Origin of the sequence: Gordonia jinghuaiqii (assembly GCF_014041935.1) — a bacterium.
Lineage (GTDB): Bacteria > Actinomycetota > Actinomycetes > Mycobacteriales > Mycobacteriaceae > Gordonia > Gordonia jinghuaiqii.
This window is the reverse complement of the sequence record NZ_CP059491.1, coordinates 3,384,494-3,405,222: the sequence shown is the minus strand read 5'-3', so window position 1 is coordinate 3,405,222 and position 20,729 is coordinate 3,384,494. Positions and strand designations below refer to the sequence as shown.

General features: G+C 67.2%; 23 protein-coding genes and 1 tRNA gene. 8 read left to right on the top strand and 16 right to left on the bottom strand.

Annotated elements, in window-relative coordinates:
• The first annotated feature begins 47 nt into the window (after positions 1-47).
• Both H1R19_RS15135 and H1R19_RS15130 read left to right on the top strand, forming a co-directional pair.
• Positions 48-866 carry a serine hydrolase domain-containing protein gene (locus H1R19_RS15135; protein WP_219849452.1) on the top strand — a complete coding sequence of 273 codons (819 nt, stop codon included), beginning with the start codon at positions 48-50 and terminating at the stop codon, positions 864-866.
• Positions 867-994: 128 nt separating this feature from the next.
• Entirely contained in the window at positions 995-1,513 is a 519-nt protein-coding gene (locus tag H1R19_RS15130; RefSeq protein ID WP_188327740.1) for a DUF3145 domain-containing protein, read from the top strand.
• Positions 1,514-1,608: 95 nt separating this feature from the next.
• On the opposite strand, the gene H1R19_RS15125 is transcribed toward H1R19_RS15130, so the two are convergent.
• From H1R19_RS15125 to aceE, 6 genes are all read right to left on the bottom strand, one after another.
• Complete coding sequence (locus H1R19_RS15125) at positions 1,609-3,060, bottom strand: acyl-CoA carboxylase subunit beta (protein WP_219849451.1); 1,452 nt, start codon at positions 3,058-3,060, stop codon at positions 1,609-1,611.
• Positions 3,061-3,199: 139 nt separating this feature from the next.
• Positions 3,200-4,468: a KasA/KasB family beta-ketoacyl-ACP synthase gene (locus tag H1R19_RS15120; RefSeq protein WP_188327742.1), complete on the bottom strand. Its 1,269-nt coding sequence runs from the start codon at positions 4,466-4,468 to the stop codon at positions 3,200-3,202.
• A complete protein-coding gene (gene acpM, locus H1R19_RS15115) occupies positions 4,468-4,770 on the bottom strand; it encodes a meromycolate extension acyl carrier protein AcpM (RefSeq protein WP_188327743.1) in 303 nt (100 codons plus the stop codon). Before acpM ends, H1R19_RS15120 begins: the two co-directional genes overlap by 1 nt.
• A 134-nt stretch (positions 4,771-4,904) precedes the next feature.
• Complete coding sequence (locus tag H1R19_RS15110; protein WP_188327744.1) at positions 4,905-5,813, bottom strand: ACP S-malonyltransferase; 909 nt, start codon at positions 5,811-5,813, stop codon at positions 4,905-4,907.
• A 194-nt stretch (positions 5,814-6,007) separates the two neighbouring features.
• Positions 6,008-7,279, bottom strand: coding sequence for a PucR family transcriptional regulator (locus H1R19_RS15105; RefSeq protein ID WP_188327745.1), 1,272 nt, complete (start codon positions 7,277-7,279; stop codon positions 6,008-6,010).
• Positions 7,280-7,351: 72 nt separating this feature from the next.
• Positions 7,352-10,246 (bottom strand): pyruvate dehydrogenase (acetyl-transferring), homodimeric type, encoded by a 2,895-nt coding sequence (aceE, locus tag H1R19_RS15100; RefSeq protein ID WP_188328033.1) that lies wholly within the window; start codon positions 10,244-10,246, stop codon positions 7,352-7,354.
• Positions 10,247-10,386: 140 nt separating this feature from the next.
• On the opposite strand from aceE, the gene H1R19_RS15095 reads away from it, so the two are divergent.
• From H1R19_RS15095 to H1R19_RS15080, 4 genes are all read left to right on the top strand, one after another.
• Positions 10,387-11,013 carry a hypothetical protein gene (locus H1R19_RS15095; protein ID WP_188327746.1) on the top strand — a complete coding sequence of 209 codons (627 nt, stop codon included), beginning with the start codon at positions 10,387-10,389 and terminating at the stop codon, positions 11,011-11,013.
• 210 nt (positions 11,014-11,223) lie between these two features.
• Complete coding sequence (locus H1R19_RS15090; RefSeq protein WP_188327747.1) at positions 11,224-11,646, top strand: DUF3052 domain-containing protein; 423 nt, start codon at positions 11,224-11,226, stop codon at positions 11,644-11,646.
• Complete coding sequence (locus H1R19_RS15085) at positions 11,643-12,125, top strand: peroxiredoxin (protein ID WP_188327748.1); 483 nt, start codon at positions 11,643-11,645, stop codon at positions 12,123-12,125. The genes H1R19_RS15090 and H1R19_RS15085 overlap by 4 nt, the downstream gene beginning before the upstream one ends.
• A 139-nt stretch (positions 12,126-12,264) precedes the next feature.
• Positions 12,265-13,461, top strand: coding sequence for an RtcB family protein (locus H1R19_RS15080; RefSeq protein ID WP_219849450.1), 1,197 nt, complete (start codon positions 12,265-12,267; stop codon positions 13,459-13,461).
• 104 nt (positions 13,462-13,565) lie between these two features.
• Here H1R19_RS15080 and H1R19_RS15075 read toward each other — a convergent pair whose 3' ends face one another.
• From H1R19_RS15075 to H1R19_RS15050, 6 genes are read right to left on the bottom strand one after another with little or no spacing between them, the layout of a single operon-like run.
• Positions 13,566-14,114, bottom strand: a complete 549-nt coding sequence (locus tag H1R19_RS15075) for an Asp23/Gls24 family envelope stress response protein (RefSeq protein ID WP_188327750.1) — start codon at positions 14,112-14,114, stop codon at positions 13,566-13,568.
• Positions 14,111-14,707, bottom strand: coding sequence for a DUF6286 domain-containing protein (locus H1R19_RS15070; RefSeq protein WP_219849449.1), 597 nt, complete (start codon positions 14,705-14,707; stop codon positions 14,111-14,113). The genes H1R19_RS15075 and H1R19_RS15070 overlap by 4 nt, the downstream gene beginning before the upstream one ends.
• Complete coding sequence (locus H1R19_RS15065) at positions 14,704-15,231, bottom strand: Asp23/Gls24 family envelope stress response protein (protein WP_244970719.1); 528 nt, start codon at positions 15,229-15,231, stop codon at positions 14,704-14,706. Before H1R19_RS15065 ends, H1R19_RS15070 begins: the two co-directional genes overlap by 4 nt.
• Positions 15,224-15,403, bottom strand: coding sequence for a DUF2273 domain-containing protein (locus tag H1R19_RS15060; RefSeq protein ID WP_188327753.1), 180 nt, complete (start codon positions 15,401-15,403; stop codon positions 15,224-15,226). Before H1R19_RS15060 ends, H1R19_RS15065 begins: the two co-directional genes overlap by 8 nt.
• On the bottom strand, positions 15,400-15,744 hold the full coding sequence (locus H1R19_RS15055; RefSeq protein WP_219849447.1) for a hypothetical protein: 345 nt from the start codon (positions 15,742-15,744) through the stop codon (positions 15,400-15,402). The genes H1R19_RS15060 and H1R19_RS15055 overlap by 4 nt, the downstream gene beginning before the upstream one ends.
• Positions 15,744-16,259 (bottom strand): Asp23/Gls24 family envelope stress response protein, encoded by a 516-nt coding sequence (locus H1R19_RS15050; RefSeq protein ID WP_188327755.1) that lies wholly within the window; start codon positions 16,257-16,259, stop codon positions 15,744-15,746. The genes H1R19_RS15055 and H1R19_RS15050 overlap by 1 nt, the downstream gene beginning before the upstream one ends.
• Before the next feature lie 116 nt (positions 16,260-16,375).
• Between H1R19_RS15050 and H1R19_RS15045 the strand changes: the two genes are divergently transcribed.
• Positions 16,376-17,020: an RNA polymerase sigma factor gene (locus H1R19_RS15045; RefSeq protein ID WP_219849446.1), complete on the top strand. Its 645-nt coding sequence runs from the start codon at positions 16,376-16,378 to the stop codon at positions 17,018-17,020.
• The gene (locus H1R19_RS15040; RefSeq protein ID WP_219849445.1) at positions 17,013-17,465 is read left to right on the top strand and encodes a hypothetical protein; all 453 of its coding nucleotides are present in this window, start codon (positions 17,013-17,015) and stop codon (positions 17,463-17,465) included. Before H1R19_RS15045 ends, H1R19_RS15040 begins: the two co-directional genes overlap by 8 nt.
• Before the next feature lie 58 nt (positions 17,466-17,523).
• On the opposite strand, the gene H1R19_RS15035 is transcribed toward H1R19_RS15040, so the two are convergent.
• The 4 genes from H1R19_RS15035 to H1R19_RS15020 all read right to left on the bottom strand — a co-directional run bounded on the left by H1R19_RS15035 (position 17,524) and on the right by H1R19_RS15020 (position 20,683).
• Positions 17,524-17,598: transfer RNA gene (locus tag H1R19_RS15035), tRNA-Val, on the bottom strand.
• A gap of 211 nt (positions 17,599-17,809) precedes the next feature.
• Positions 17,810-18,517, bottom strand: a complete 708-nt coding sequence (locus H1R19_RS15030; RefSeq protein WP_188327758.1) for a type II CAAX endopeptidase family protein — start codon at positions 18,515-18,517, stop codon at positions 17,810-17,812.
• 51 nt (positions 18,518-18,568) lie between these two features.
• Positions 18,569-19,648, bottom strand: coding sequence for an NAD(P)H-binding protein (locus H1R19_RS15025; RefSeq protein WP_188327759.1), 1,080 nt, complete (start codon positions 19,646-19,648; stop codon positions 18,569-18,571).
• A 51-nt stretch (positions 19,649-19,699) separates the two neighbouring features.
• Complete coding sequence (locus H1R19_RS15020) at positions 19,700-20,683, bottom strand: helix-turn-helix transcriptional regulator (RefSeq protein ID WP_219849444.1); 984 nt, start codon at positions 20,681-20,683, stop codon at positions 19,700-19,702.
• Positions 20,684-20,729 lie beyond the last annotated feature (46 nt).

Below are 20,729 nucleotides of genomic sequence, written 5' to 3'. Positions count from 1 at the left end.
TCTGTCGCCATCCGCCGGTCGCGTGCCCACGGGTAACGTGACCCGATGTGACGGTCCTTGATTCTCTGACGGAATGGCCCGTCGACCATGTGTCGGCGGCGATCATCACCCGCGACGGGGTCGCCGAGCAATTCGGCGACCCCGCTCGCGTCTACGAACTCGCCTCGGTGACCAAACTCCTCGTGGCCCACGCAGTTCTGGTGGCAGTCGAGGAAGGGGCGGTGGAGCTCGACGACCCTGCCGGCCCGCCGGGCGCGACGATCGCGCACCTGCTGGCCCACGCCTCGGGGCTCGGCTTCGACTCGCGAGAAGCCGAAGCGGGAGTGGGGGAGCGTCGCATCTATTCGAGTGCAGGCTTCGAGGTCCTCGCGGAGGTGGTCGCCGAGGCCACCGGCATCGCTTTCGCCGAGTACCTCGCCGACGCCGTCTGCACGCCACTGGGGTTGTCCTCGACGACGCTCGACGGGCCGGCAGGTCACGGCGCCCGGTCCAGCGTGGCCGACCTGGCCCGGTTCGCCCAGGATCTGCTGAGTCCGCAGCTGCTGGCACCGGAGACGCTGCGGACCGCGACGTCGGTGCAGTTCCCGGGACTCGACGGCTTTGTCCCCGGGTACGGCAAGCACCGGCCCAACGACTGGGGACTGGGATTCGAGATCCGGTCGGAGAAGTCACCGCACTGGACCGGGGCGGGCAACTCGCCGCGCACCTTCGGGCACTTCGGCCAGGCCGGAACCTATCTCTGGGTGGACCCCGACCTCGATGCGGCCTGCGTCGTGCTCACCGACCGCGCCTTCGGTGGGTGGGCGAAACCGCTGTGGAGCGACTTCAACGACAGCATCGTCAGTAAACTTTCGTCACAGAACTGAACATTTCTCGCACGAGAAACTAGCGCAACACGTGCATCATGGGGCACAATTGGCGATACGACTGTGATAGCGGTGTCGCGAGGTGTGTTGGGGAAGACGTTCCTCGTCGACAACCGGAGGTGAACAAGGTGCGCAATCTGAACCAGTTTGCGGACATGACAACAGGAGTGGTGTACATCCACTCGGCGCCAGTGGCGCTGTGCCCACATGTGGAGTGGGCTCTGTCGTCGACCCTGAATGCGCGCGCAAACCTGAAATGGTCGGCACAGGATGCCGAGCCGGGTATGCAGCGTGCGACTGTCGACTGGGCAGGGCCGGTGGGCACTGCTGCGCGTCTGGTGACCGCCCTGCGCGAGTGGTCGGCACTTCGCTTCGAGGTGACCGAGAACCCCAGCGAGGGCGTCGACGGCGAACGTTACTGCTACGTCCCCGGACTGGGCCTCTGGCGCGGTTCGACGAGCGCCAACGGTGACGTCATCATCGGCGAGAACCAGTTGCGTTCGATGATCGAATCGCAGCCCGACAGTGCCGGCCTCGCAGGCGAGTTGGAGGGTGCGCTCGGCACCGCATGGGACAACGCTCTCGAGCAATACCGCATGGGCGGCGCAGGGGCCGAGGTGACCTGGCTGCAGCAGCGGGTGGGCTGACCCGCGCAGGACAGAACGGCAATCGCCCCGGTCGACGACCGGGGCGATTTGCGCTGTCTGTCAGTCGATCCCTACATCACAGCGGGATCACTCCGTCACAGCGGGATGTTCTTGTGCCGCCCGCGACGGGCGGGTGCGGCGGCGAGCGCCTCGGCGATGATGCTGCGGGTGCGTGCCGGGTCGATGATCTCGTCGACGACGCCGATCGACTGTGCGCGGCCCACGCCACCGGCGATGGCCTCGTGCTCGGCGGCGAGACGCTCATGCAGAGCCTCACGCTCGTCGTCGGGTGCGGCGGCGAGTGCCTTCTTGTGCAGGATGCCGACGGCGGCCTTGGCGCCCATGACGGCGACCTCGGAACCCGGCCACGCGAAGACCGCCGTGGCCCCGAGGGCGCGTGAGTTCATCGCGATGTAGGCGCCGCCGTAGATCTTTCGCGTCACCAGCGTGACGCGGGGGACCGAGCACTCGGCGAACGCGTGCAACAGCTTGGCGCCGCGTCGGACCACGCCGTTCCACTCCTGACCGACGCCCGGCAGGTACCCGGGAACGTCGGTGATGACGATCAGCGGGATGCCGAAGGCGTCGCAGAGACGAACGAAACGAGAGGCCTTCTCGGCGCTCTCGGAGTTGAGGCAGCCGCCCATGCGCAGTGGGTTGTTGGCGATCACGCCCACGCTGCGACCCGCGAGCCTGCCGAAGCCGATGACGATGTTCGGCGCCCACTTGGCCTGCAGCTCTTCGAAACTGGAGATCTCGGTCTCGCCGTCGGCGGCCAGACCACGGTCGAGCAGCTGCTCGACGACGGGGTGGACGTCGTAGGCGCGTCGATTGGATTCGGGCAGTAGGGCTTTGAGATCGGTGTCGCCGGCCTCGGCCCGCTCCCGGTTGAAGTGTCCCTGCTGGGTGAACGTCGACACGAGACGACGGGCGCGCCACAGGGCGTCGGGCTCGGAATCTGCGACGATGTGGCAGACACCCGACTTCTTGCCGTGGGTGTTGGGGCCGCCGAGCGACTCCATGTCGACGTCCTCGCCGGTGACGCTCTTGACGACGTCCGGGCCGGTGACGAACACGCGACCGGCGGGCGCCATGATCACGATGTCGGTCAGCGCCGGTCCGTAGGCGGCACCGCCGGCGGCGAAACCGACGACCACCGAGATCTGCGGGATGTAACCCGAGGCGCGCACCATCGCCTCGAAGACCTGACCCACCGCGTGCAACGCCTCGACACCCTCGGCGAGGCGAGCACCACCCGAGTGCCAGATGCCGATGACCGGCGCCTGCTCGGTGATGGCGGTGTCGATGGCGTTGACGATGTGGGCACACCCCACCACACCCATGGCCCCGCCCATCACGGTGCCGTCGGTGCAGTAGGAGACCGTGCGCACGCCGTGGACCAGGCCGATCGCCGCCTGGACCCCCGACTTGTCACGCGGATGGAGCAACGACATCGTGCCCTCGTCGAAGAAGTTCGTCAGCCGCAACAGCGGGTCGCGGGGATCGGCGGCCTCTTCGCGGCCAGGGGTGGGAGCCAAGGTCGTCATCGCGGTCTCCTGGGTGTCGGGGGTGCTGCCGGGTCACACGGCGGCGACGTCGTTGTCGCCCACCTGCTCGTGAATACTCGGCGAGGTGGCCACCGTCGTGGTGGCCACCCGCCGAGTGGTGAGTTCGGTGGCGACTGCGTCAGTAGCGACCGAAGGCGAGCGCCACGTTGTGCCCACCGAAACCGAACGAGTTGTTGATCGCGTACTCGAACTGTCCGTACCGCGGTTCACCGTGGACGACGTCGATGTCGCATTCCGGGTCCTGGTTCTCGAGATTGAGGGTCGGCGGGATGACGCCTTCCTCGATGCTCTTGATGGTGAGGACCGACTCGAGCGCCCCGACTGCACCGATGGAATGGCCGAGCGCAGACTTCGGCGCGTAGACCGCTGCGTGCTGTCCGATCGCCGAGATGATGCCCGCCGCCTCGGCGGTGTCACCGATGGGCGTCGACGTGGCATGCGCGTTGATGTGGGTGATGTCGGACTTCTGCAGACCTGCGGACTGCAGGGCCCTGGCCATCGCCCGGGCATTGCCCTGGCCGCTCGGATCCGGTGCCACGAGATGGAAGCCGTCGGAGGTGATACCCGAGCCGAGCAGACGTGCGTGGATGTGCGCGCCGCGTGCCCTGGCGTGTTCCTCGCGCTCGATGATCAGCATGGCTGCGCCCTCGCCGAAGACGAAACCGTCGCGGTCGGAGTCGAACGGACGCGAGGCGGCCTTCGGGTCGTCGTTGCGGGTGCTCATCGCACGCATCATCGAGAACGCTGCGATCGGCACGGCGTCGATGTGTCCCTCGACGCCGCCGGTGACGACCATGTCGGCGTCACCCATGACGATGTGACGCCAGGCGTGCGCGATGGCCTCTGCGCCGGAGGAGCAGGCCGACACCGGGGTGATGACACCGGCGCGTGCACCGACGTTCAGCCCGACGACGGCGGCCGGCCCGTTGGGCATGGCCATCGACACGGCAAGCGGGGACACCTTGCGGTAGTTGCCGGTGCTCTCCATGGCCTTGACCGCGTCGATCATCGCATCGCCGCCGCCCTGGCCGGTGCCGATGACGACAGCAAGGCGATCCTTGTCGACCTCGGGCTCGCCGGCCTGCGTCCACAGGCGCTTGCTCAGGATGTGCGCGATGCGCTCGACGTAGGCCATACGCCGCGACTCGACCCGCGTGACCTCTTCGGACGGGTCCTTGAGCAGACGACCACCGATACGCACCGGCAGGTTGTATTTGGTGATGAAGTCGTCGGTCAGCTCACCGATGCCGGACTCGCCGGCCAGCAGGTTCTTCCACGTCGAGTCGAGGTCCTCACCCAACGAGGTGGTGGCCACCATGGAGGTGACCACCACGCTCGGGAAGTTCCCACCCAGCGTGGAGTACTCGCGGAGGGAAGGGGAGGTCATCAGTTCTGGTCTGCCTCGACCTGTGCCTTGATGGCAGCTGCGGCGTCGGGGTTCTCGTTCTCGAGCTTCTGGATGTACGCGACGGCGTCGCCGACGGTACGCAGGCCGGCGAGATCCTCATCGGGGATCTTCACGCCGTACTTGTCCTCGGTCTGCACGGCGATCTCGACCATGGACAGCGAGTCGATGTCGAGGTCATCGACGAACGACTTCTCGAGGGTCACCTCGGACGGCTCGATGCCGGTGACTTCCTCGATGATCTCGGCGATGCCGGCAATGAGTTGTTCCTGGGTGGCAGCCACTGTGTGGTTCCCTTTCGTTTTTGCTTCGTTGACTTACATACTTCCGGAGCGCAGAACGGACCGAAGGAGTCCGCGCGCTTGGACACGCCTGCATGTGAGCCGGCGTTCCGGGGGCCGCGGATTACCCGCGACCGCTATCCAAGTTCTGTGATCTTCGCGATGTCGCCGGGCTCCTTGAGAGCCAGCGCTGGGGTGCCCTTCAGCTCACGCTTGGCAATCCCCACCAGGGTGCCCGCCGGTGGCAGCTCCACGAGGGCGGAGGCGGCGTGCTCACGCAGGTACGCCGAGCAGAGGTCCCAGCGGACCGGCTTGGTCACCTGTCCCACCAGTTTTGTCAGAGCTTCGGCGCCATTCGTTACAGGCTGCCCGTCGGAGTTGGACAGGAGTGTCCGGGTGGGCTCGCCGGGGGTGATCCGCGCGGCCGCGGCGGCAACGGCCTCCTGGGCGGGAGCCATGAAGTGCGTGTGGAAGGCGCCGGCGACGGCCAGTTTGCGGACGCGCGCCTTCTCCGGCGGGGAGGCGATGAGTGCGTCGATCTTCGCCACCGCACCGGCCGCGACGATCTGACCGGCCGCATTGCGGTTGGCCGGGACCAGTTCGAGTTCGTCGAGACGGGCGAGCACGGCTGCCTCGTCGCCGCCGAGGACGGCGGCCATGGTCGTGGGTTCGAGCGCACAGGCCCTGGCCATCTCCGCACCGCGGAGGGCGGCGAGGGTCACGGCCTCGTCGGCGGAGATCACGCCGGTGATCGCCGCGGCAGCGAGTTCGCCGACCGAGTGACCGGCGACAACCGCATCTGCGGGCAGTTCGCGATTCTTGCGGACCTCGTCGAAAGCCAGCAGGGCAGCGACCACGACGAGCGGTTGGGTCACCGCGGTGTCGGTGATCTCCTCGGCTGTGGCAGTGGTGCCGAGCCGTTCGAGATCCAACCGGGTCATCTTCGACCACGTCGCGATCTGGTCACGTGCGCCGGGCAAATCGAGCCACGGCGTGAGCATACCGGGTGTCTGAGAACCCTGGCCTGGAGCAAGCATGGAGAGCACGTGACCAGAGAACACTGTTTGAGCGCTCTGTGTGGGTGTGGAACAGCATGAACCTTGTCGCCGTGTTTTGTGGGGTTCCCACAAACGTCACCGCGGGGTCACCTGGTTTGTCATCAGTCTGAGATTTGTTACCGAACCGTTGTCTTAAGGCTCCTATCAGCGGAAACGGTAAATCGGACAGTTACGCCTGGTGCTCAAGTGACAGAAGGTTGTGATTTGTGCCGTAAGTGTGTCAAACGACCTACCGTCGACGCGATCCTCAGAACGTAGGCATCGCGAGGGTTGGTTGGGTCACGCCGTGTGATTTCCGCAATTTTCTTCAGTCGGTAGCGGACGGTATTTGGATGTATGTACAGAACGCGCGCGCACGACTCGACCGAGCCGCCGGAGTCGAGGTAGGCCTCCAGCGTCGTGGTCAGGGTCGTGCCGCCCTCGGCAAGCGGTTCGACCAGAGATTCGATCAGAGTGGTCACCGCTGACTCGTCACCGTTGAGGGCTCGTTCGGGTAACAATTCGAGGCTGTGAACCGGCCGCGGAGCGCTCGGCCAGCCCACCACGGCCTCGATCGCGGCCATCGCCTCGACGGCGCTCGCGTGTGCGCTGCCGAGGTTCGGCATCGTCGGACCGATCACCACCGGCCCGTCGGCGAAGTGCGAGAGCAGGGCGGAGACGAACTTCTCGGTCGGCCGTGCGGGACCGCTCACGATCGCCACCAGCACCGACCCCTGGACCACCGACAAGGCCGACCGGTCGAACTGCTTGGCAGTGTTGTGGATGGCCAGGGGTACCGACACGTTCTGTTCGGGCGGCGGTGTCCCGACGATGACGGTGGCCGGTGCGTCGGAGTCCCAGTTGAGGGCGGCGGCCCGGGAGAGCAGCTGCGGACCGGAGTCGCCGCGGACCACGGCGTCGACGACCAGCGCCTCGAGCCGGGAATCCCACGCGCCCCGTGACTCCGCGGCCGAGGCGTAGATCGACGCCGCGGCGAAACCGATCTCGCGGCCGTAGCGCAGCACCGACTCGGTCAGTGCACGGAGCTGGTCGTCGTTGCGGGCGAGAAGCGGCAGCCACTTCTCGAAGAACTCCATCGCCACCCGGACCATCTCGACGGTCTGCAGCAGCGTGATGCGCCGGGCCAGATCCTGCGGGACCACCTGAAAGGCCTGCACCGTGAACTTCACGTTGCCCTCGGGATCCTGGATCCACTCGACGAAGCTCACCACCGCGGTCTGCACGACCAGCTGCACGCTCGCCCGCTGGGCGGCGTCGAGATCGGAGAAGTACGGCAGCTGATCCTGCATCGAATGAACGGCCTCGGTCGCCAGGCGGCCGCTGTACTGCTTGACCCGCCGCAGGAGGGTGTCCGGCAGCGCGTCGTGGACGGTGGCGGGGGCCGGCACATGGGCCCCTCGCGCACCGAACACGTCAGCCTGTGGTGGCTTCTGATTCACGCGCGCATCGGACACGACCTCAAATCTAGACCTTCGGCGTCGGCGCGCACACGCCGAAGGTCGACCAGTACCCGTCGGGCAGCGGCGTCAGGCGACGCCCGGATCGCTGGTCTGCTCGGGTGCTGCCGAGACGTCGGTGATCTGGTACTTCTCGGCGGCCTCCGCCGCCACCGACATGTCGATGTTCCCGTCGCGGGCGAGCGCGACGAGCACCGCGACCACGATCGACTCCGCGTCGACGTTGAAGACCCGTCGTGCTGCCGGCCGGGTGTCGGAGAATCCGAACCCGTCGGTGCCGAGCGTGAGGTAGGTCCCCGGCAGGTAGGCGCGGATCTGCTCCTGCACGCCCCGCATGTAGTCGCTGACGCCGACGAACGGGCCGGCCGCATCGGCGAGCAGCTCGGTCAGGTAAGCCGGGGCGGGTTCGGTGCCCGGATCGCGCACCGCCTCGCGGTCCGCGCGGATGCCATCGCGGGCGAGCTCGCTCCACGACGTCACCGAGTACACGTCCGCGCCGACGTTCCACTCCTCGGCGAGCATCTGCGATGCGCGCAGTGCGTCGGGCATCGTGACGCCGGACACCAGGATGTTGGCCGGATGCTCCTTGCCCTCCGGCGCCTTCTGGAACCGGTACATGCCCCTGACGATGCCGGTCGGGTCGAGGCCCTCGGGCATGGCGGGCTGGCTGATCGGCTCGTTGTAGACCGTCAGGTAGAAGAAGACGTTCTCCGGGGAGTCGCCGTACATCCGCTTGAGGCCGTTGTCGACGATGTGGCCGAGCTCGTAGGCGAATGCCGGGTCGTAGGCGACGACGGCGGGGTTGGTCGCCGCGAGCAGCGGCGAATGCCCGTCGGCGTGCTGCAGCCCTTCACCGGTGAGCGTCGTGCGACCGGCGGTCGCGCCGATGACGAAGCCGCGCGCCATCTGGTCTGCGGCCGCCCAGAAGCTGTCGCCGGTGCGCTGGAACCCGAACATCGAATAGAAGATGTACAGCGGGATCATCGGCTCGTCGTGTGTCGAATACGACGTGCCGACCGCGGCGAAGCTGGCTGCCGAGCCGGCCTCGTTGATGCCCTCGTGCAGGATCTGCCCCTCGGAGCTCTCCTTGTAGGCGAGCATCAGTTCGGCGTCGACCGAGGTGTAGAGCTGTCCGTTGCGGTTGTAGATCTTGAGCGTCGGGAACCACGAGTCCATCCCGAAGGTGCGGGCCTCGTCGGGGATGATCGGCACGATGCGCTTGCCGATCTCCTTGTCGCGCAACAGATCCTTGAACACGCGCACCAGCGCCATGGTGGTGGCGACCTGCTGCTTGCCCGACCCCTTCGCGGTGGCCTTGAGTGCAGAGCTGGTGTCGGCCTTGAGGACCTTGGAGGAGGTGCGGCGGCTCGGCAGGAAACCGCCGAGCGTCTTGCGACGATCGAGCATGTACTGGATCTCGCGCGAGTCCTTGCCGGGGTTGTAGTACGGCGGCAGGTAGGGATCCTTCTCCAGCTGCTCGTCGGTGATCGGGATGCGCGTCGAGTCGCGGAACGCCTTGAGATCGTCGAGGGTCAGCTTCTTCATCTGATGGGTCGCGTTGCGGCCCTCGAAGTGCTTGCCGAGGGTGTAGCCCTTGATCGTGTGCGCCAGGATGACCGTCGGCTGTCCCTTGTGGGTCATCGCCGAGGCATAGGCGGCGTGGATCTTGCGGTAGTCGTGACCGCCGCGCTTGAGGTTCCAGATCTCGGCGTCGGAGAGGTCCTTGACCAGTTCCTTGGTGCGCGGGTCCCGGTTGAAGAAGTGCTCGCGGACGAACGCTCCGTCGTTGGCCTTGTAGGTCTGGAAATCGCCGTCGGGAGTGGTGTTCATCAGGTTGACCAGTGCGCCGTCGCGGTCGGCGTGGAGCAGCGAATCCCACTCGCGGCCCCAGACGACCTTGATGACGTTCCAGCCCGCACCGCGGAAGAACGACTCGAGTTCCTGGATGATCTTGCCGTTGCCGCGCACCGGGCCGTCGAGCCGCTGCAGGTTGCAGTTGACGACGAACGTGAGGTTGTCCAGGCCTTCGGTGGCGGCGAAGCTGGCGAAGCCGCGCGACTCCGGCTCGTCCATCTCGCCGTCGCCGAGGAACGCCCAGACATGCTGGTCGGAGGTGTCCTTGATGCCGCGGTCGTGCAGGTAGTGGTTGAAACGTGCCTGGTAGATCGCGTTCATCGGGCCCAGGCCCATGGAGACCGTGGGGAACTCCCAGAAGTCGGGCATCAGCCGCGGATGCGGGTACGACGGCAAGCCGCCGCCCGCGCCGGCGTGGCTGTGTTCCTGCCGGAAGCCGTCCATGCGCGTCTCGTCGATCCGGCCTTCGAGGTAGGCGCGGGCATAGATGCCGGGGGAGGCGTGCCCCTGGATGAAGATGTGGTCGCCGCCGCCGGAGTGGTCCTTGCCGCGGAAGAAGTGGTTGAAGCCGACCTCGTACAACGATGCCGACGACGCATAGGTCGAGATGTGGCCGCCCACGCCGACCCCGGGGCGCTGTGCGCGGTGGACCATGATCGCGGCGTTCCAGCGGATCATCTGGCGGAAGCGACGTTCGACGTCCTCGTCACCGGGGAACCAGGGTTCGGCCTCGGTGGGGATCGTGTTGACGTAGTCGGTCGAGGTGAGCGCGGGGATCGACACACGCTTCTCGCCGGCGCGCTCGAGCAGCCGCAGCATCAGGTAGCGGGCGCGACCGGGTCCGGCGGCGTCGAGCAGGGCGTCGAACGAATCGAGCCACTCGCTGGTCTCGTCGGGGTCGATGTCGGGCAGATAGGACGCAACTCCCTCGCGGATGACACGGACGCGTTGGCCGCCGGGTCGTCCGTCCGGGCGGGCGCCGGTGTTGTCGGCCTCTTCGCTCGGAACGACGTCCTGTGTCGCGGGCTCCATCTGGTTGGTCACGGTGATGCCTACTCCCTCTGACAGGCCGGACTCGGGGTGGTGGTCCGGCTGCATGGCGTGCGGCACCGCCACTCCGATGTTGTGCGGTGCCCCCTTCATCGTGCCCCATGTGAGGTGGCTTGGCACCGACTGGATCTGTGTACCCTGTCGCGATCGCCCGGCTGCGGTAGCGTCGGTCAACTGTTACTCATGAGTAGGGAGAGGCGATGCTGGGCACAGGGGAGGCCAGGCCCGGCCGCAGGGGACACAGGGGTGTTCTGGGCACCACGGCGCTGTGCATCGCATTCGGGGGAATGCTGTTGAGTGCGTGTGCATCCACGGTTGGTGGTGTGGGTGTTGCGGCCCCGGGTGAGGTCGCGGTCTACCGGTCCGAGGTGTCGGCGTCGGCAGCGGCCGCGGTGCGCGCCGAGGGCGTCGAGCTCTGCCGTGAATCGATGTCGTCGATGGTGGTGATGGTGCGGGGCGTCAACACGTTCATCGACCGGCTCAACAGGACGCACTCGTATCCCGCCGTCGGCGATCTCGACGACAAGGCGCGGGCGAGCCTGATCGCCGGAGCCGATCAGATCCGGCCGAACATCACCGACACCTCGCCGGCCGATGTCGTGGCCCCGGCGAAGACGTTCCTGGATTCGACGGCACGGCTCGAGGACGCGATCCGACGCGAGCTGCGTACCACACTGAATCCGGTGTCGGGACAGTGGTCGCGCGACAAGCAGCGCCTGCTCGACGCGTGTGGCGCCTACACGCCCATACCGGCACCGTCGTCGGCGACACCGCGCGCGCCTGCGACGGACGCGGCGCCGACCGTGCCGTCGAGTCCGTCCGGTTAGCACCGTCGCAGCGTGGGTACTGACCGCCTGTGCACCATGGAAAGACAGGCTCGGCGAAACGCCCGAAATCGACGACGGTGTTCAGCTTGCAATGTGAGGCTTTAGGCTGTTGCCTATGCTGACAGGCGAATCGGTGTACGGAGATGTACGCGCCTACGCCGGACACGCAAATGACAACGAACCATCAAAACCTTCAGGAGGTCACTCGCGGTGGTAGCCGCCACAGACGGTAGCAACGCTCAGAAATTGGGCTTGACCGCGGGCTTGGTCGTGCAGGAACTCGGCTGGGATGAGGACACTGACGACGAACTTCGCGCCGATATCGAGGACGCGATCGACGCCGAGATGGTCGACGAGGACGCCGAAGACGTCATCGACGTCGTGATCCTCTGGTGGCGCGAGGGCGACGGCGATCTCGTCGACGCACTGATGGACGCCATCGGTCCTCTCGCCGAAGACGGGTTTGTCTGGGTGTTCTCACCCAAGACCGGACAAAACGGATACGTGGATCCGAGCGAGATCGCCGAGGCCGCCCCGACGGCCGGTCTCACGCAGACGTCGGCGATCAGCCTGGGAGATTGGTCGGCCGCCCGACTGGTCCAGCCCAAGGCGCGCGCGGGCAAGAAAGTATGAGCGATGCTCTGCCTTCGGCACCACTGACCGTCGGAGACCGGGCGCCGGATTTCGAGCTGCGCGATCAGAACAACCAGCTCGTGTCCCTCGCGGCTCTCCGCGCCGACCGCAATGTGCTCGTCGTGTTCTTCCCGCTCGCGTTCACCGGCACCTGCCAGGGCGAGCTGGGCTACATCCGCGACCAGCAACCGCGCTTCGACAACGACGACGTCACCACGGTGACCGTGTCGGTGGGCCCGTCGCCCACGCACAAGGTGTGGTCGTCTGCGCAGGGATTCCTCTTCCCGATCCTGTCGGACTTCTGGCCTCATGGCGAGACGGCCCGTGCCTACGGGGTGTTCAACGAGGACCGGGGCTACGCCAACCGCGGCACCTTCCTCGTCGACCGCGACGGCATCATCGTCTACGCGGACATGGTCGGACCGGGCGAGGTGCGCGACAACGAGGTCTGGGACAAGGCGCTCGGCGTCGTCGGCTGACACGTCGCATGGCCCGACACCGCGCTCGACGCGGTGTCGGGCCATGCCTCTGTCGAGGGTGAAATTCCTTTGCCACCGGGGTGGTTCGACGCTTTGATGTGAGGGCCCGCTCCCGGGCGCCCACGAAAGGAACCCCCTCATGCCCACCATGGCGTCGCCCAAGGTGCTCAACTACGCATCGCACGTGGACGACAACGCCCTGCGCCAGGCTGCCGAGACCGCCCGCCTGCCGTTCGTGCACCCGCACATCGCCCTCATGCCGGATGCCCACGCCGGCAAGGGTTCCGCGGTGGGCACGGTCATCCCGACCACCGACGCGGTCATCCCCGCGGCCGTCGGAGTCGACATCGGATGCGGGATGATCGCCGTCGAGACGCGCCTCGGTGCCGCCGACATCGACGGGATGGATCTCGCGGCGCTGCGGCGCGCGATCGAAGCGGCGATCCCGCTGTCGCCGGGCAACTACAACCGCGGCCTCGATCGGTTCGTCTTCACGCGTGCGCGTATCGACTCTCTCGCCGGGCAGGCGTCCGACACCGGCGTCGACCTGTCGCATTCGCCGAAGTGGCGCGAGCAGCTCGGTTCGCTCGGTGGGGGTAACCACTTCATCGAGCTGTGTCTCGACGAGCGCGACATCGTCTGGCTGTTCCTGCACTCGGGATCACGGGGCGTCGGGAACAAGATCGCGCAGAAGCACATCAAGATCGCCCAGAAGCTGTGCCGGCAGTGGTCGATCCAGTTGCCGAATGCCGATCTGGCCTACCTTGCGCAAGGGACACCGGAGCTGGCCGCCTACCTTCGGGAGCTGAAGTGGGCGCAGCGCTTCGCCTTCGAGAACCGGGCCGAGATGATGGACCGTTTCGTCGAGGTGTTCGCAGACTGGTACGCCTCGGATGCCGGCGATGTCGATGCAGTGCCCCTCGAAGTGGATCGGATCAACTGCCACCACAACTACACCGTGAAGGAAACCCACGGCGGCAAGGATGTGTGGCTCACCCGCAAGGGCGCGATCGACGCGCACAAGGGTGTCCGCGGGGTGATCCCGGGTTCCATGGGGACAAGGTCATACGTGGTGCGCGGCAAGGGAAATGAGTCCGGACTGTGCTCCGCTCCGCACGGTGCGGGCCGCCGGTTCTCGCGTACCGAGGCACGTAAGCGGTTCACCGCCGACGACCTCGCCGCGCGGATGGCCGGCATCGAGTACCGGCACGGTGAGGAGTGGGTCGACGAGATCCCCGACGCGTACAAGGACATCGATCAGGTGATGGCCGACGCCGTGGACCTCGTGGACATCGAGCACACCCTGCGCCAGATCCTCAACGTGAAGGGGACGTGAGGGTTGTCGAGAAGTCCCCACAGACCCGCGAACCCCGAAGGCGCTCGGTGCCTTCGGGGTTCGTTCGGTTCTCGTTCTCGGTCACCGCGCTCTGTCGGCGTCGGTCATCGCTCGAGATGGACGAACGCCTGAACATGGACGTCGGAATCCCCGAGCGCGGTGCGGATGGAGGTCACGGCGTCACCGACGGGTCCGGCGATCTCCTGGTAGCTCCGGTCGGGCCGTGCGGTGGCCTGGACCCGGATGATGCTGCGGGCGCGGTCGTCGATCGCCTTGGCGGTCACATTCTGGAACAGGGGATTGCCCTCGAGTTGCTCGGCGGCCGCAGCGGCGATGAGTTTCGGTGCGATCGTGAGGGTTCCTGTCTCGTCGGAGCCATCGAGTTCGACGTCCTCGACTGCGCGGGGACGAATGTTGGTGGACAGCAACAGCAGTCCCCACCCGAAGGCGACGACGGCGGCCGCGATCAGCACCCAGATCCACCACGATGCGGTGGCGCTGCGCTCGAATGCCGCCTCGTCGATGCTGTCGATCCAGTCTGCGACGGGGTCGAGTCCGGTGCGCCATGCGATCGCGCCGGCGCCGACGGCGATCAGCGCCAGTGCCACCAAAGCCGCGGTGAGACGGTGAAACGACGCGGGAAGACGATTCATCGACGTGCTCTCCCATCTCGAAAGCGGAGCCGTACAACGGCTCGCGGCGGTGACTCGAGAACCGAGACGACGTCGGAGAGCGTCTGGGTGATGAGGTCACGCTCAGTGACCGATGTCCGACCGAGGACGGTGCTCTTGACCTTGCGGCGGGTCACGATCGTGTCGACCTCATAGACGCCGGGGAGGTCGGATACCGCAGCACTGCACCGGCGTGCCACGTCGCCGGGACGGGTCCACATCTCCGGCTGGGTCATGCGCAGGTGTGTCGGCTGTCGAGGTTTGACGGCGACCCAGAGCAGTATCAGTCCGACCAGGACGAGGCCGATGGCCGCCGGCCACATCCAGCCCTGCCACTGCAGATCCCGGATCCACTCGGCGACGGTGACCGACCATTCGCGGCCGTCGAGCCACTCCGCCCGGACCGCGATGTCGCGGATCGCGGTGACACCCAACGCGATCATCGCGATTCCCAGGACGGCCCCGGCGATCGCAGCCCCCGGTAACCCGGACGGGGTGAAGACACGGTCAGACGGCGGTGTGGCCGTGGTGGCAGGACGCTGTGCAGTCTGCTCGTCGGATGCAGATCGGGTCACGATGGCACCTCCGTCTCGTGGATGGTCCCGGTGCCGGCACCTGCACTGGCACCTGCACTGGCGGAAGCGGTCTCGCGAGGTGCTGCAGGGAGGTCGATGAACCCGCTGTTGCGTCGACGTACATCGGACCCCGGCACAAGTTGACCCACCGTGACATCGACCCGCACCGGACGGACACCGGTGAGGCGGGCGACTTCGTCGGTGACGTGGTCACGGGCCTGTCGAGCGATGTCGGCGACCCGGCACGGCCATTCGAGCGCAAGGTCGAGCGAGATCCGCGCGGCCGGACCCGACGACCGCACGTGGGCGCTCGGCAGATCGGAACCGATGATCGAACGGCCGGCGCTGGAACCCAGGAGGGAACCGACGTTGCCCTGATAACGGGTCACGCCCGGAATGTCGAGCGCGGCGCGCGCGGCGATCTGCTCGATGACCCGGTCTTCGATGGTGAGCGTCCCGGCCGGTTCGGGTGTGCCGTCGCCGGTGGCCGCGGTGACTCCGGCGACGGTGGTCACCTCAGCCACGGCCCCTGCTCCGCAGGAGTGCGCCCACATCGATGGTGCCGTCGCGGTTGAGTCCCAGTACGAGGCCGCAGGCGCCCAGGACGACGGCGAGCAGGAAGCCGCCAAGTCCCCCGGCGATCGCCGCGAGCGCCAGAATCAGGCCCACGAACATTCCGATTGTCGCGTTACTCACTGTGCGCCACCTTCTTTCGGTGCTGGCGTGAAGTCGGTGCTGATGTCTTCGACCGTCACCGAGATGGGTCGCGCGGCGATCTTCTCGGCGGTGTCGCGCACTGCGGCGGCCACTGCCTGGAGGTCGTAGGACAGCGAGGCGACGATGTGGATCTCACCGTGCTGGTCGCTCAGCGAGACCCCCGCGACGCGATGGCCGGGAAGGTAGGTCGCCACCTCTCCGAACATCCCGGCGTGCAGCTCTGTCACACCCGGGACGGCCAGTACCGCTGCGGCCAGGGCTTCGGCGAGTTCGGGTGGATCGCTGCCGTCGGGACGCGCGGAAGGGAAATCCGCCGTCATCACTGGACCCGGGGAGCGGCGTCGTTCTGGTCGTCGTCGTCGCCGAACGCGATGTCGTGCACGGTGACGTTGACCTCGGTGACCTCGAGTCCGGTCATCTGCTCGATCGCCGAGATCACATTGCGTCGGACCGCGGCGGCGAGCTGGTGTATCGCCACGCCGTACTCGGCGACGATCGAGACGTCGACGGCGGCCTGTTGTTCGCCGACCTCGACCTCGATGCCCTGGGTGGTGCTCACCGAGGTGCCCGGCAGGACGTCGCGGACCCTGCCGACCGCACGCTCGGTGGCGCCGCCGAGATCGTGGACTCCGTCGATCTCGCGGGCGGCGATACCGGCGACCTTGGCGACGACGATGTCGGCGATCGAGGTGCGCCCGCGGTCTCCTGCGTTGTCGCGGCGGGCCAGGGCGTGGCGGTTGGTCGAGTCGGCGCCGGCGGAGACGGGGGCATCCGAGCTCGCGTGGTCCTTCGTCGATGCGTCCTCATGTGCCGATGCGGTGGAGCTGGCAGCCATGTCGATCTCCTTCGGTCGTGATTCTCAGGTGCGGACCGCTCTTCGGTGTGCTATCGCAAATGGAATTCACGATCCGTCTGTATGGTCAGTCGTGAGGGACAGGGGAAGTTGCACGCATGAATAGGAGTGATTCAGGTCACAGCCTGTCGCTCGACCTGGCTGACCTCGGTCATGACGATCTCGCGGGCGCGGCGGCGGTTGGCGACACCGAGGCGTTCGCGGTGCTCGTCCGGCGGATGACACCGGGACTGCTGCGATACATGCGCCGGATGGTGAGCGATACCCAGACAGCGGAGGACCTCACGCAGGAAACGCTGTTGGACGCCTGGAAGGGGCTGCCCGACTTCGAATTTCGGAGCACCTTCCGAACCTGGGTGTTCACAATCGCCCATCGGAAATCTGTCGACTACCACCGGCGCAGAAGAGATGTGCCCATCGTCGACGGAAGATTCGCCGAGATCGAGGCCGCCGGACCGCTGCCGCCGGAACAGGTCGAAAGGCAGTTGCTGATCGACGCTCTGCGTGCAGAGCTCGACAACCTGCCGTCGACCTCCCGTGCGGCCTGGTGGCTCAAGGAAGTGGAGGGGCTTACCCTCGAGGAAACCTCCCGGGTCTTGCGCATCAGCACGGGTTCGGTTCGCGGCCATCTCCAACGAAGCCGGAAGTTCCTGCACACGCGTCTCGCGCCGTGGGACCCTGGCAGACGGACACCCACCACGCCCAACGTGGACGGGCGGGAAGGAGGGGGGATTGATGCCTGAGGCACCTGATCTCACCGACGCCTGGATTGTGGAGGCCTCCCGACAACTGGCCGAGCCGCCGGGCGACATCGATCGCCTGATCTCGTCGATTTCCGCTGGGCTCAGCCGGGTGCGACGCCCAGCACGTGCGCTCGCCTCAGACGGAGTGCGCACCAAGGTCAGTGACCGGATCATCAAACAGATGATCGCGATCCGAATCCGACGGGACGTGGGCCGACTGGTGGTGTTCGCGGCCGTCGACGGTGCCGGTGACTCGGTCGACGGTATCCGCCTCGGCCTGGTGGCCCGCTATTCCGACGACCTCGTCGCGCTGTCGGACACGGTGCGCGACGTCGTCGAGGAGGTTCTCGTCGAGACGCTCGGGCCGGAGACCAGCGCGGCGGCACGCCGGAACATCTCCGTGCGCTGGCAGGATGTGTACACCCGCGAGTGGTTGAGTCGCTGAACCCCGTCGTTGTCCGAACCGCGCCGACTGCGGCATGGGGCGATGAAATCGGGAGAACTGGTGCGCGCAGTAGGATTTGAACCTACGACCGCTGGTGTGTAAGACCAGAGCTCTACCGCTGAGCTATACGCGCGTGCGCCGACGAAATGTGCCGTGCTGCGCCAACGAATCTAGCCGTTCCGCGCCGATCGCCCAAACCGGCCGTCGTGACCGCCTTCCGCGGCTCCGGGCCTCCTCAGATCGCGGGGTGAGCTGACCGGTGGACTCCAACCCGACTGGTGGACTTCGATCGAAGTCTTGCGGTCGAGATGAAGTCCACCGGTGCGGGAGGGGCCGTCGCTACCTCACGCGAAGATCGGGGGTAGCGCGAGGACCATGATGGCGCCCCAGATGACGTGGGTGATCGCAGGCGCCAGGATGCCGGCCGTGCTCCGCCGCAGGATCGCGCACACCGTGCCCAGGATGACGCCGGCGAAGCCGAGCATCACGTTGCCGCTGGCCATGGTGACCAGCACGTAGATGACCGTCGACACCAGCACGGGATTGTGCGGGCGCGCCGCGGAGTACACCGAACCGCGGAAGAACAACTCCTCGGCGAGACCGTTGACCACGGTGATCGCGGTGACGACGGCGAGACTGCCGTAATCGGCGAAGGCCAGCACCTGGTTGGCCAGGTCGCTCACCCCGGGGATCTCGCGGGCGATGAGGCCGCCCACCACGAATGCGGCGCCGACGGCCAGGCCGACGACGGTACCGAGAGCTGTCGCCCCCAGACGATCAGGCGGCCGCGACGCGACGGGGCTGTAGGCCCCCAGCCGCAGCGGCCCGGACACGAAGGCCCCGACGGTCCACACCACCGCCATGCCGATGGTCAGCGGGTAGAACGCGGAGTCGCCGGGTTCGACGCGCAACGAGATGCCCAGCATCACCGCGCCGATGACGAGGAACACGCCGACGATCCAGCGGCGTCGGATGTAGTGGTTACCGGGATCGGGGTCGCGGTCCACGGCGATCGAGTCGTACAGGTCGCGCGCCAGCGAGGTCACCAGCACTCATCACCACCTAGGTCGTTGGGACGGGGTCGCTCGGAGCAACAGGGCAGGTCAGCCGGCGCGGCTCGGGCGCAGGGTGCCCACGATCTTCGTCGCCACCCCGAGGGACGTACCGATGGTCTCACCAACAGTGCGCTTCACGCGCAGCCAATCGCCTCCGGCCCAGGTCGGGTCGGTGTCGGCGAGGTGGTGGAGGTCGTAGAGATCGCAGACCGGGCGCGGATACGGCGACCGCACCGAGGCCCGCACCGCGTCGCGCATGGGGGTCAGCCCACCCTCGGGAGGCGGCACGAGATCGCGGATGCTGTGTTCGGACGCCGTCATCGGATGATCGAGCGAGGTGACCAGTTCCTCGGTCAGCGACGTCGGCACCGGAACCAGCATGCCGCCGACCCGACCCGCCAGTCGCGTGCTGACGCCGAACACCGGAAGACGCAGGCGAGGCAGGCGGACCGCGGAGATGTACTCGTGCAGGATCGAGATGTAGCGGGCGTGGTCGGGGCCGGCGATGTCGTAGTGGCCCGGCGGTAGCGACGGACCGCATGCGGCGGTCAGGTAGTGGATGGCGTCGCGGATGGAGATCGGGTCCATGGGGTTGGTGATCCAGTCGGGCTCGGGGATCACCGGAAGGCGGTCGGCCATGTAGCGGATGATCTCGAACGACGTCGATCCCGCTCCGATGATCACCGCAGCGCGCAGCCAGACGAGCTCGGGACCGTCCTCGACGACGAGTCCCTCGGCGACGTCGGCCCGGCTCTGCAGGTGGGTCGACAGTTGGTCGCCGCCGGGGACGAATCCGCCCAGGTAGACGATGCGGGCGACGGCGGCGTCGCGCGCGGCCTCGGCCACGTTGCGTGCCGCGTCGCGATCGGCATCGGCGAAGCCGGATTCCCCGATGCCGTGCACCAGGTAGTAGACCGTGTCGATCCGGCCCGCCGCTGCCATCGCCTTCTTCACCGATATCGGATCGTCGGCGTCCATGGCCACCTTGCTGACCTGCGACGACCAGCCGAACCGGGCGATCTTGCGCGGATCGCGCGAGGTCACCACGACCTCGTGCCCTTGTTTCAGCAGTGCACACACCAGCCGAGAACCCACATAGCCGGTGGCGCCTGTGATGAGAAGCCTCATGACAACGACCGTAGACAAGTCTCGGTGTGCACGCTGGCTGTGGGAGGTCACTCAGGGCCCGGCGGTGACCGCTCGGCGGTACCTCTGCGCGACTTGCTCGTGGTAGTCGGCGACCGCGGCGAGTTCTGCGCGGAGTTCGACGGGTTCGATGACGGTGAAGTCGGCTCCGAAGGCATACAGCCAACGAGCGATCGAGGTGAGGGAGGACCCGTTCAACGTCACCTCGCAGCTGTGTTCGTCGCCGGATTCCAGTGTGCCCCAGGACGCGTGGACCATCGCCGCGATCTCGTCGAGCGGGGCGTGGATGCGTACCCGGGCGATCGCGCGCTGGTAGATGGCGCCGAGGCCGCGCAGGACGAATGCGGCCGCCCCGCCGTCGGGCGGATCGCGCGGGGTGAAGCGGGGGCCGGTGGGGACCTTCGGTTCCATCCGGTCGACCCGGAACGATCGCCAGTCGGCGCGTTCGAGGTCGAAACCGACCAGATACCAGCGGTTCCCGTTGCGCACCAGCCGGTACGGCTCGACCTCGCGTCGCCCTTCCCGGCCGTCGTTGCGGCGGTAGTCGAAGCGCAGGCGTTCGTGCCGGTGGCAGGCTGTGGCGATGTCGGTGAGACGGTCGGCGGAGACCGCACTCGACGGTGCGGCGCGGGGAACGGCCTCGATCCGTAATGCGTCGAGCCGGTGCTGAAGCCGCGAGGGCATGACCTGCCGGAGCTTGGCGAGGGCACCCGCCGACGCCTCGGCCATGTCGGCGACAGCGCCCGTGGTGACCGCATCGAGCCCCAACGCGACCGCGAGCACTTCCTGGTCGTCGAGGAGCAGCGGCGGCATCTCCGCGCCCGCGCCGAGTCGGTACCCGCCGCGCGCGCCGACGTTGGCGTCGACCGGATACCCCAGTTCGCGGAGCTTGTCGACGTCGCGGCGGACCGTGCGCGTGGTGATGTCGAGACGTTCGGCGAGCTCCCTGCCCGACCACTCCCGCCGCGTCTGCAACAGCGACAGCAGCGCGAGGAGGCGAGCGGAGGTTTCCAGCATGGCCTTCATCGTGCCCGAAGATGCGGACAGATCCTGTCCTTGTTCG

Excerpts from the sequence above, each read along its gene's own strand:
- H1R19_RS15085 (WP_188327748.1), top strand. The coding sequence starts at position 11,643 with ATGAGCGATGCTCTGCCTTCGGCACCACTGACCGTCGGAGACCGGGCG.
- H1R19_RS15040 (WP_219849445.1), top strand. The coding sequence starts at position 17,013 with ATGCCTGAGGCACCTGATCTCACCGACGCCTGGATTGTGGAGGCCTCC.
- H1R19_RS15025 (WP_188327759.1), bottom strand. The coding sequence starts at position 19,648 with ATGAGGCTTCTCATCACAGGCGCCACCGGCTATGTGGGTTCTCGGCTG.
- H1R19_RS15045 (WP_219849446.1), top strand. The coding sequence starts at position 16,376 with ATGAATAGGAGTGATTCAGGTCACAGCCTGTCGCTCGACCTGGCTGAC.
- H1R19_RS15055 (WP_219849447.1), bottom strand. The coding sequence starts at position 15,744 with ATGACGGCGGATTTCCCTTCCGCGCGTCCCGACGGCAGCGATCCACCC.
- H1R19_RS15080 (WP_219849450.1), top strand. The coding sequence starts at position 12,265 with ATGCCCACCATGGCGTCGCCCAAGGTGCTCAACTACGCATCGCACGTG.
- H1R19_RS15020 (WP_219849444.1), bottom strand. The coding sequence starts at position 20,683 with ATGCTGGAAACCTCCGCTCGCCTCCTCGCGCTGCTGTCGCTGTTGCAG.
- H1R19_RS15075 (WP_188327750.1), bottom strand. The coding sequence starts at position 14,114 with ATGAATCGTCTTCCCGCGTCGTTTCACCGTCTCACCGCGGCTTTGGTG.
- H1R19_RS15120 (WP_188327742.1), bottom strand. The coding sequence starts at position 4,468 with ATGACCTCCCCTTCCCTCCGCGAGTACTCCACGCTGGGTGGGAACTTC.
- H1R19_RS15050 (WP_188327755.1), bottom strand. The coding sequence starts at position 16,259 with ATGGCTGCCAGCTCCACCGCATCGGCACATGAGGACGCATCGACGAAG.
- H1R19_RS15125 (WP_219849451.1), bottom strand. The coding sequence starts at position 3,060 with ATGACGACCTTGGCTCCCACCCCTGGCCGCGAAGAGGCCGCCGATCCC.
- H1R19_RS15095 (WP_188327746.1), top strand. The coding sequence starts at position 10,387 with ATGCTGGGCACAGGGGAGGCCAGGCCCGGCCGCAGGGGACACAGGGGT.